The sequence below is a fragment of the Pseudonocardia xinjiangensis genome, assembly GCF_012911925.1.
GTDB classification, from domain to species: domain Bacteria; phylum Actinomycetota; class Actinomycetes; order Mycobacteriales; family Pseudonocardiaceae; genus Pseudonocardia; species Pseudonocardia xinjiangensis.
On the sequence record NZ_JAAXKY010000212.1, the window covers coordinates 1 to 9,985 of the forward strand.

The following is a 9,985-nucleotide window of genomic DNA, read 5'->3' on the forward strand; positions in this document are numbered from 1 at the left end:
CACCAGTTGTGGTTGCGCACGGGTTCTCCTTGGTGGGCGGCGGGGCCAGGGTGGCGCGGGGTTCACCAGTTGTGGTTGCGCACGAGGTTCTCCTTGGTGGATGTGTGGGGTGGCGATGGCATTCACCAGTTGTGGTTGCGCACCGGGCTCTCCTTCGTCGTCGGGCGGGGACCGAGCCGTTGATTCACCAGTTGTGGTTGCGCATGACTGCTTCCTCCTCGCGCTGTTCGTTCTCCACTCGGCGGACGTCGAGAGACGTCGGCGTAGATCGTGGGCAGTCGAATTGCCGGAGTGCGCGCGATGGTCCCGGCCTCTCCCGCACATGCCGTTCGAACGGACGCGGGCTTATGTTGCATACGTATGCCAGTTTCCGCCGTGTGAGCGTTCGGGGCGCCGCGCATTCGGCCTACCTCACTGACCCGGAAGTGGGTTCGTAACGGCCTGTCGCTCCGAGCGGCGCAACTGTGACACGGGCGGCTGGAGATCCCGCTCGGGCGGGTGGTCTTCACCGTCGGGCTCCACTAGGCTCCGGCCAACGCCCAGCGGACAGAGAGCACGGATGGGATCTGACGGAGCCACGGAGACGGGCCGACCGCTCTCACGCATGTTCGCCGTTCGCCGATGGGCGATCTGGGCCCTACCGGCGCGGCTGCTCGGCCCCGTGCTGCTGGTCGAGGTCACCTCGGTGGCGCTCATCGTCCTGGGGCTCGCCGGTCATGCCGGTCCCACGCCGGCGCAGCTGCAGATAGCCGGCGTTCTCTGCCTGCTCGGCATCGCCCACACCGAGGTGGCCGTCGGCGTAGAGCGCGTGCGGCGCCGGGTCACGGACGGTAACCACGTCGACCTCAGCTCCGTGTGGACGTTCGCGGCGGCGGTGGCCCTGCCGCCCTCGTACGCGGCGCTCGTGGCCGTGATCGTGCACTGCCATCTGTGGTGGAGGGCGTGGCGGCTGCGCGTCCCCCTCTACAAGCAGACCTTCACCTCCGCCACGGTGGTCCTCGCGTGCATCGCGTCGGCCACCGTGCTCCAGCACTCGGGCGGTGGGACGGAGATCGGCAGCAACCACCAGCTGTGGGCGCTGGGGCTCGCGCTGCTCGCCTACACCACGGTCAACAGCTGCCTCGTCGCCGGCGCGATCGCGGTGAGCAGCCCGGAGGCGAACCTCACCAAGGTGTTCGCCCCCTGGGACGAGAACGTCCTCGAGATCGCCACCCTCTGCCTCGGTGCCCTCGCGGCCATCGCGCTCGGGGTCAACCCGTGGCTCGTCCTGCTCGTCCTGCCGCCGCTGCTGGTGCTGCACCGCGCCGTGCTCGTCCGGCAGCTCGAGGAGGCCGCCAGCACCGACGGCAAGACCGGGCTGCTCAACGCCGCGGCATGGCACGCCCAGGCCGAGCGCGCCCTGCGCCGCGCGAGCCGACACGACGGCGCCAAGGGTGTGCTCGTCCTCGATCTCGACCACTTCAAGTCGGTGAACGACACCTACGGCCACCTCGCAGGTGACCAGGTGCTCGCCGCCGTCGCCGCCGCACTGCGCACCGAGGTCCGCGACCGCGACCTCGTCGGCCGGTTCGGCGGCGAGGAGTTCGTGGTCCTGCTCGGCGGCCTGGAGGGCAGCGGCACGGCGGAGCTCGAGGCGGTCGGCGAGCGGATCCGGCGACGCGTCGCGAACCTGCGGGTCGAGATCCCCACGCCAGACGGGCCGCTCACGGTCGCCGGTCTCACCGTGTCGGTCGGTGCCGCTCTCTCTCCCACGGAGGGCGCCGACCTGCGGACTCTGCTGCAGATCGCCGACGCGGCGCTCTACACCGCCAAGCGTGCGGGCCGGAACGTCGTGCGGATGGGGCTCGCGGTGCCGGCGCAGCACACCACCCAGCACGCGGGCCGCCTGCCGACCGCTGCGGGGGAACCGCCGGCCGCCGCCGGCTGACATCACCGCAGGCCGAGACGGTTCGGTCACGGATCGTGACGAAACCGTCGGCCGAGTCCACCCCGAAGAGCGATCTCGATCCTCCTGACACGCCCTCCGCGGCTCACTAGCCTCGGCGCCACGCGCTCTCGGTGTCGGCGGAAGGAGATCGCGGTCGTGGCTGATCTGGCGCCGCCGACTACCGGCAGGTGGGAACTCTGGGGGCTACCGCCCCGGGCCGTCACCGTCGTCCTCGCGGTGGAGGCCGCCGCCGTCGCGTTCGTCGTGGCCGGTGGCGCCGTCCCGTCGTCGGGCGACGTCGGGCTCGCCGCGTTCCTGACCGTCCTCAGCGTCGTGCACACGGAGCTGGCCACCGGGATCGAACGGATCCGGCGGAGGGCAGCGCAGACCTCGTACTTCGACCTCAGCTCGGTGTGGACGTTCGCGGCCGCGCTGCTGCTGCCCCCGATGCTCGCCGCCGCCGTCATCGCGGCGGTGTACCTGCACCTGTGGCACCGGGTGTGGCGTCCGGCGAAGGTGCCGCTGCACCGGCACATCTACACCACGGCCACCGTCGTGCTCGCGGCAGGCGCCGCGCACGCCGTGGTCCAGCAGTCGGGTGGCCTGCCCACCGGCGCCGCCGACGCGTCCGGGGTGGCGGGGATCGCCCTGGCCGTGCTGCTCTACGTGCTGGTCAACACCGTGCTGGTCGCCGCGGTGATCGTCCTGACCAGTGAGCGTCCCGGGTTCCGCGACCTCGTCGGCGGGTGGGACGACAACACCGTGGAGATCGCCACGATCTGCCTCGGTGCGCTGGCCGCGGTCGCGCTCGGCTCCACACCGGGTCTCGTCGCGCTCGTCCTGCCGCCGATCCTGGTGCTGCACCGCGCCGTGCTGGTCCGCCAGCTGGAGGAGGTGGCGAGCACGGACGCGAAGACCGGGCTGCTCAACGCCGCCGCCTGGCAGGTGCAGGGGACGCGGACCGTGCGCCGGGTCCACCGCTCCCGGGGTACCGCCGCCGTGCTGATCCTCGACCTCGACCACTTCAAGGCCGTCAACGACTCGTACGGTCACCTCGTCGGCGACGACGTACTGGCCGCGGTCGCGGCGGAACTGCGCTCCGCGGTGCGCGAGCAGGACATCGTCGGGCGCTTCGGGGGCGAGGAGTTCGTGGTGCTGCTGCCCGACCTGCCTCCCGGTCCGGCGGGGGACACCGAGATGCGCGCGGTCGCCGAACGCCTGCGCCAACGGGTGGCGTGCATGGCCGTCGCCGTCGACACGCCGGACGGCGTCCTCACGATCGGGGGCCTGTCGGTCTCCGTGGGCGGTGCCGCGGTGCCGATCGACGGCACCACCCTCGAGCAGGTGCTGAACGCCGCCGACGCATCGCTCTACATCGCGAAGCGCGACGGCCGGAACCTCGTCCGGTTCGCCGCCCCGGTGGAGATCCCCACCCCGCGCAGCGGCACCTGACGGGATTGTCGGGCCGTGGGTGGCAGCCTCTCGTAAGCTGGCCCGGTGACCGTGTTGCGTTCCGTCCGTGGCCCGGCCGACCTCAAGCGCCTGGGGGTCGACCAACTCGCCTCGCTCGCTGCGGAGATCCGCCGGGAGCTCGTGGCCTCGGTCTCCCGCACCGGTGGGCACCTGGGCCCCAACCTCGGCGTCGTGGAGCTGACCATCGCGCTGCACCGGGTGTTCGACTCCCCGCGTGACACGTTGATCTGGGACACCGGGCACCAGGCGTACGTCCACAAGATGCTCACCGGCAGGCAGGACGGCTGGGACCGGCTCAAGAAGTCCGGCGGCCTGTCCGGCTACCCGTGCCGGGCGGAGAGCGAGCACGACCACGTCGAGAACAGCCACGCCTCCACCTCGCTGTCCTGGGCCGACGGGATCGCGCGTGCCTACGCGCTCACCGGCCAGCAGCGTCACGTCGTCGCGGTGATCGGTGACGGCGCGCTCACCGGCGGGATGGCCTGGGAGGCGCTCAACAACATCGCCACCGGGGGACACCGGCCCGGCAGCGAGGGCGAGGTCGGCCGCAGGTTCGGCGCAGGCAGGCGCATGCCGGGCGGCGCGGAGGACGAGGGTGGCCCCGGTGCCGCCGTGGCCGACCGCAACATCGTCATCGTCGTCAACGACAACGGCCGCTCGTACGCACCCACGATCGGCGGCCTCGCCGACCGGCTGGCCACGCTGCGGCTGCAGCCGGGCTACGAGCGGGTGCTCGACGCGGGCAAGCAGGCTCTCGCCAACACCCCGGTCGTCGGCAACGCCCTCTACGCCGGGCTGCACGCACTGAAGGCCGGCATGAAGGACGCGCTGAGCCCGCAGGAGCTGTTCTCCGACCTCGGCCTCAAGTACTTCGGACCGGTCGACGGGCACGACATCGCCGCGATGGAGTCGGCGCTGCGCCGCGCGCGCCACTTCGGCGGCCCCGTGATCGTCCACGCCGTCACGCGCAAGGGCGCGGGGTACCCGCCGGCGGAGAACGACACCGTCGAGCAGATGCACAGCCCGGCGGCGTTCGACCCGGAGACGGGCCTGCCCACCGGGCCCCCGTCCGTCGGCTGGACGAGCGTGTTCGCCGAGGAGATGGTGGCGCTGGGGTCGAAGCGACCTGACGTCGTCGCCATCACGGCGGCGATGCTCGGTCCCACCGGGCTCGCCCCGTTCGCCGCGGCGTTCCCCGAGCGCTGCATCGACGTCGGGATCGCCGAGCAGCACGCGCTCACGTCCGCCGCCGGGCTGGCCGCGGGCGGCCTGCACCCGGTGGTCGCGCTGTACTCGACGTTCCTCAACCGGGCGTTCGACCAGCTCCTGATGGACGTGGCGCTGCACGGCAAGGCCGTCACCCTCGTGCTGGACCGGGCCGGTGTCACCGGCAGCGACGGGCCGTCGCACAACGGGATGTGGGACCTGTCGCTCCTCGGGATCGTGCCCGGCATGCGGGTGGCGGCGCCCCGCGACGCGCAGACGCTGCGTGAGGAGCTGGCGGAGGCCGTCGCGGTGGACGACGGGCCCACCGCCATCCGTTTCCCCAAGGGTTCGGTGATCGAGTCGGTGCCGGCGGTTCGCCGCACCGACGGCGTGGACGTCCTGCGTGAGCCCGCCCCCGCCGGTGACCGCAGCCCCGCCGTGCTCCTGGTGTGCGCGGGCGCGTTCGGGGAGCTCGGCCTCGCCGCGGCCCAGCGCCTGGAACAGCAGGGCATCCCGGTCACCGTCGTCGACCCGCGCTGGGTGCTGCCGGTGCCGCCGGTGCTCGTCCGGCTGGCCCGCGAGCACCGGCTCGTGGTGACCGTCTCCGACAGCGGCCGCCACGGCGGGTTCGGCTCGGCGCTGGCCGACGAGCTGCGCGCCGCGGAGTGCGACGTCCCGCTCCGGGACCTGGCGATCCCCCAGCGCTTCCTCGACCACGGCAGCCGCCCCGACGTGCTGGCCGCCGCGGGGCTCACCGCCCAGGACGTCGCCCGGCGGGTCACCGAGTGGGCGGCGGCGCTGCCGGGCCTCCAGCTCGTCGACGAGCCCGCGTCGTCGGCGCCGGGAGAGCAGGCACGCTGATGCGCGTGCTCATCGTCGAGGACGAGCGCGCACTGGCCGACGCCGTGGCACGCGGGCTACGGCGCGAGGGGATGGCCGTCGACGTCGCCTACGACGGCGACACCGGCCACGAGAAGTCGGTCATCACCCGCTACGACGTGGTGGTGCTCGACCGGGATCTGCCCGGGATGTCGGGCGACCGGCTCTGCGCTGAGATCGTCGCGTCCGGGGCCACCACGCGGGTGCTGATGCTGACGGCCAGCGGCACGCTCGCCGACAAGGTCGACGGCCTGTCCCGCGGCGCGGACGACTACCTCGCCAAACCGTTCGACTTCCCCGAGCTCGTCGCCCGCTGCCGCGCGCTCGGCCGCCGGGCCACCCCGGCCGTGCCGCCGCTGCTCACCGCGGGCGACCTCGCGCTCGATCCGGCCCGGCGCACCGTGCACCGGGCCAGCCGGCCCGTGGAACTCACGCGCAAGGAGTTCGGGGTGCTGGAGGTCCTGCTCGGTGCGGGCGGGGCCGTGGTGAGCAGCGAGGAGCTGCTGGAGCGCGTCTGGGACGAGAACGCCGACCCGTTCACCACCACCGTGCGGGTCACGGTGATGACGTTGCGCAAGAAGCTCGGTGACCCGGGCGTGATCGAGACGGTGGTCGGGGCCGGCTACCGGGTACCGGCCGCGGGCTGAGCGAGGCGCTGCCGTGGCCGAACCAGCGAGGCCGGCAGCGAGGGCTCCCGAGCCCGCGCGGGGCTCCACACGGCCCGACAGGGGGCCGGGGGAGCCCGTGGCGCCGCCGCCGGCCGTCCCGGCCCGGGAGAACACCGGGACGCGGCTCGGGGGCCGGGGCGTCGGGCTGCGCCCCCGGCTGACCCTCGTCAGCACGGCCGTCGTGGCACTGGTGAGCGCGCTGCTGCTGTGGTTGGGCTGGCTGCTCGTCGGTGGCGTGGCCCGGGCCGTCCCCTCGCTGCCCCCCGGCACCACGGTGCGGGTGGGGGACGTGGCCGTGCCCGCCGAGCAGCTCCAGGACGCTGTCGGTGCCGCCGCGCGGGCCGATGTGCTGCGGGCCGGGCTGATCGCCTTCCCGCTCCTCGTCGTCGCCGCGGCGGTGGTGTCCTGGGTGCTGGTCGGCCGGGTGCTGGGCCCGCTGTACGCGGTCACGGCCACGGCCCGGCGGCTGACCGTCGAGTCGCTCGACACCCGCACCGGGCTGCGGGACGCCCGCGGCGAGGTCGCCGAGCTCGCCGCGGGCTTCGACGCGATGCTGGACCGGCTGCAGGCGGCGTTCGACGCGCAGCGGCGGTTCGTGGCCAACGCGAGCCACGAGCTGCGCACCCCGCTGGCGGTACTGCGCACCGAGGTGGACGTCACGCTGGCCGACCCCGCGGCCGACGTCGCCGAGCTCCGCCGGATGGCCACGGTCGTGCGGGACGCCACCCGGCGCGCCGACGACCTGATCGCGGGGCTGTTGCTGCTGGCCCGCACCGAGGGGGCCGAGCTGGCGGAGGTGCGGCCCGTCGACCTCGCCGAGCTCCTCGCACCCGCACTGGCAGGCGTCCGCGCGGACGCGGCCCGGCGGGGGCTGCGGGTGCAGGTCCGGACCGCGCCCGCGCCGTCGCGTGGCGACCCGGTGCTGCTCGAGCGCGTGGCCGGGAACCTGCTGGAGAACGCGGTGCGGCACAACGTGGCGGGCGGCTGGGTGGACGTCTGCACCGGGATGCGGGATGGCTGCGCCGAGCTGCAGGTCGCCTCCAGCGGGCCGGTGATCCCGGCGGACCGGGTGCCCGAGCTGTTCGAGCCGTTCCGCCGGGGTCCGGTGGAGCGCACCGGCGACACCCCCGGTTCGGGGCTGGGGCTCTCGATCGTGCGTGCCGTGGTGCAGGCCCACGGTGGGCTGGTGCGCGCCGAGCCGGTGCCCGGCGGGGGCCTGGCGGTGACGGTGCGGCTGCCCGCGGGTTGATCAGCTGTGGGCCTGTAGCGCCGTCTCCAGGTGAGGGGTCAGCAGCTCGATCTGCCACGGCCGGGCGCCCCCGGCGCGCAGCGCCGCGGCCACGTCGCCGTCGGGGGGCGGGGACCAGCACAGGCGGCGGAGCAGGTCGGGCTGCAGGAGGTTCTCCACCGGCACCGACCATTCCAGGCCGACGGCGACGACGGCGGCGCGGGCCGCGGTGAGGCGGGCGGCGGCGTCGGGGTCGCGGTCGGCCCAGCGTCCGACCGGAGGCGGCCCGTCGGCGGCCGGTGTGACCGCGGGCAGCGCCGCGGCGTCGAGCTGGGTGGCCTGCTGCAGCGCGGCGAACCAGTAGGAGGTGAGGCGCCGCTGGGCACGGCCCCGGAACACCGGGAGCGCCGCCAGGTCGCCCGGACTGGCCGGCGCGCCTGCGGCAGCCTCGATGATCGCGGAGTCGGGCAGGACCCGGCCCGGGGCGATGTCGCGTTCGGCGGCGAGCCGGTCGCGCGCCTCCCACAGGGCGCGGACGACCGCGAGGGCGCGGGGCTTGCGCAGCTTGTGCAGGCCCGAGGTGCGCCGCCACGGTTCGGCACGGGGCTGGGGCGGCCCGGCCGTGCGTACGGCCTCGAACTCCTGCATGGCCCAGTCCAGCTTGCCCTGCTCGGCGAGCAGCCCGGCGAGCACGTCACGCAGCTCGACCAGCACCTCGACGTCGAGCGCGGCGTAGACGAGCCAGTCCTCGGGCAGCGGACGGCGGGACCAGTCGGCGGCGCCGTGGCCCTTCTCCAGGCTGAGGCCCAGCATCTGCTCGACCAGGGGGCCGAGGCCGACGCGGGGGAGCCCGGCCAGCCGGCCGGCCAGCTCCGTGTCGAAGAGCGAGGACGGGGTGAGGCCCGTCTCGGCGAGGCACGGCAGGTCCTGGTTGGCCGCGTGCAGCACCCACTCCGGCCCGCGCAGCGCCGGCGCGAGCTCGGACAGGTCACTGCGCAGCGGAATCGGGTCGATCAGGGCCGTACCCGCACCGGCGCGCCGTAGTTGTACGAGGTACGCGCGCTGCGAGTACCGGAAGCCGGAGGCCCGTTCGGCGTCGACAGCGATCGGGCCGCTCCCCGCGGCGAAAGCCTCCGCGGTGCGCATCAGCGCGGCCCGGTCGCCGACGACGCGCGTCAGCCCGTCCCGGGGCGCCAGCAGCGGTACGGCTGCCGGAGCGTCCGGCCGAACGGCCTGCTCTTCTTCGTGCTGCGGATCTGCGGTCAGCGGATGACCCCGGCCCGCATCGCCAACGCGACCATCTGAGCTCGGTCGCCCGTGCCGAGCTTGCGCCCGATCCGGGAGAGGTGGCTCTTCACCGTGAGCGCCGAGAGGCTCAGCGCCTCACCGATCTCCTTGTTGGACTGCCCGTCGGCCACCAGTTGCAACACCTCCACCTCACGGGCGGAGAGCTCGCGCGGTGTGTTGTCGGTGCCCGGCACGCGGGTGCCCGTGGCGAGCAGTGGGGCCACCGTGGGATCGGCGTACACCCCGCCGTCCAGCACGCGCTTGACCCCGTCGGTGACGATCGCCGCAGAGGCCGACTTCAGCAGGTAGGCCTGCGCACCGGCCTGGAACGCCGAGCGCACCGCGTACGGGTCGTCCGAGGACGCCAGTACGACGAGCCGGTTCCAGCCCAGCGACCGGAGTTCGGTCACCAGGTCCAGCCCGCTGCCGTCGGGCAGCCCGAGATCGAGGATCGCGAGATCGCACGGCCCGTTGGCATGCGCCCGGGCCCGGGCCTCGGCCACCGAAGCGGCTTCGTACACCGTGCCTGCGCCCATGGAACGCAGCCGCGCGGCGATCGCCTCGCGAAGAAGTGGGTGGTCGTCGACCACCAGCACCGAGAACAGCTCTTCCCGCGGATGCGGGACCATCGCGGGCGACAGCACAGCACCTGGAGTGCCGCGAACTGGTGCGCCCTGGCCCACAACGGCCACGTCACTACCTCCCTGGAGTCGGTCGTTGCCCCCCGACCGGCACCAGACCCCCGGTCGATGAAGCTGTCGCCCGACCGCCCGAGGAGGTGTCGTGGAGGAAGCGTAGCCCCCCAAGCGGTCTAACGTCGTGTGGTGGTTCGAAGTTCTCCGGGTGAAAGTTACAGCGTTGTCGATATCCATCCACCCGACCGGGTGACGGAAGGGATCACCCGAGGCATCGAAGTCGCAGGTAGCAGCCGAATCAGACCGTTCGGTGGGCAAGTGGAAGTACCCCGACCGGAGGTAAGCCGGCCGCCGACGCGATCAGAGCGCAGAATGCCTCTGCGTGACGGGACAGATCCGGACCGGTAGGAGTCCAGGACGCGCGGAGCTCCACGTCGTCGTCGCGGCGGGGGCCGGCGATGTCGCCGAAACGCACCGACGAGGTCTGCGTGACGGTGCCGCCGAGCGCCACGTACTCGGCGTGGCGCGCCTCGAGGGCCTCCGTCAGCCACGACTATCCGACCACCGGCAGCATCTCGTCGCCGAGCTGCTCCGGATCGAGGCGGGCCTGCACGAAGCAGACCAGCCGGAAGGTGCCCTCCCAGGCGTCCTGGCCTGCGGGATCGTGCAGAAGGATCAACCT

At 73.6% G+C, this 9,985-nt stretch carries 7 protein-coding genes and 1 pseudogene; 5 read left to right on the forward strand and 3 right to left on the reverse strand.

Annotated elements, in window-relative coordinates; all coding sequences use genetic code 11:
* The first annotated feature begins 559 nt into the window (after positions 1 to 559).
* The 5 genes from HF577_RS34805 (at position 560) to HF577_RS34825 (ending at position 7,402) form a co-directional block, all read left to right on the forward strand.
* Entirely contained in the window at positions 560 to 1,927 is a 1,368-nt protein-coding gene (locus HF577_RS34805; RefSeq protein WP_246267859.1) for a sensor domain-containing diguanylate cyclase, read from the forward strand.
* Positions 1,928 to 2,083: 156 nt separating this feature from the next.
* The gene (locus HF577_RS34810) at positions 2,084 to 3,379 is read left to right on the forward strand and encodes a GGDEF domain-containing protein (RefSeq protein ID WP_169400257.1); all 1,296 of its coding nucleotides are present in this window, start codon (positions 2,084 to 2,086) and stop codon (positions 3,377 to 3,379) included.
* 45 nt (positions 3,380 to 3,424) lie between these two features.
* Positions 3,425 to 5,467, forward strand: coding sequence for a 1-deoxy-D-xylulose-5-phosphate synthase (locus HF577_RS34815; protein WP_169400258.1), 2,043 nt, complete (start codon positions 3,425 to 3,427; stop codon positions 5,465 to 5,467).
* Positions 5,467 to 6,132, forward strand: coding sequence for a response regulator transcription factor (locus HF577_RS34820; protein ID WP_169400259.1), 666 nt, complete (start codon positions 5,467 to 5,469; stop codon positions 6,130 to 6,132). The genes HF577_RS34815 and HF577_RS34820 overlap by 1 nt, the downstream gene beginning before the upstream one ends.
* A 166-nt stretch (positions 6,133 to 6,298) precedes the next feature.
* Positions 6,299 to 7,402, forward strand: coding sequence for a sensor histidine kinase (locus tag HF577_RS34825; RefSeq protein ID WP_169400262.1), 1,104 nt, complete (start codon positions 6,299 to 6,301; stop codon positions 7,400 to 7,402).
* Here the strand turns inward: HF577_RS34825 and HF577_RS34830 are convergent, their stop codons facing one another.
* The 3 genes and pseudogenes from HF577_RS34830 to HF577_RS34840 form a co-directional block, all read right to left on the reverse strand.
* A complete protein-coding gene (locus HF577_RS34830) occupies positions 7,403 to 8,527 on the reverse strand; it encodes a ribonuclease D (RefSeq protein ID WP_211175303.1) in 1,125 nt (374 codons plus the stop codon).
* Positions 8,528 to 8,643: 116 nt separating this feature from the next.
* Positions 8,644 to 9,297: a LuxR C-terminal-related transcriptional regulator gene (locus tag HF577_RS34835; RefSeq protein WP_075949948.1), complete on the reverse strand. Its 654-nt coding sequence runs from the start codon at positions 9,295 to 9,297 to the stop codon at positions 8,644 to 8,646.
* Positions 9,298 to 9,601: 304 nt separating this feature from the next.
* A pseudogene (locus HF577_RS34840) lies at positions 9,602 to 9,985 on the reverse strand (DUF3000 domain-containing protein); the annotation flags it as partial.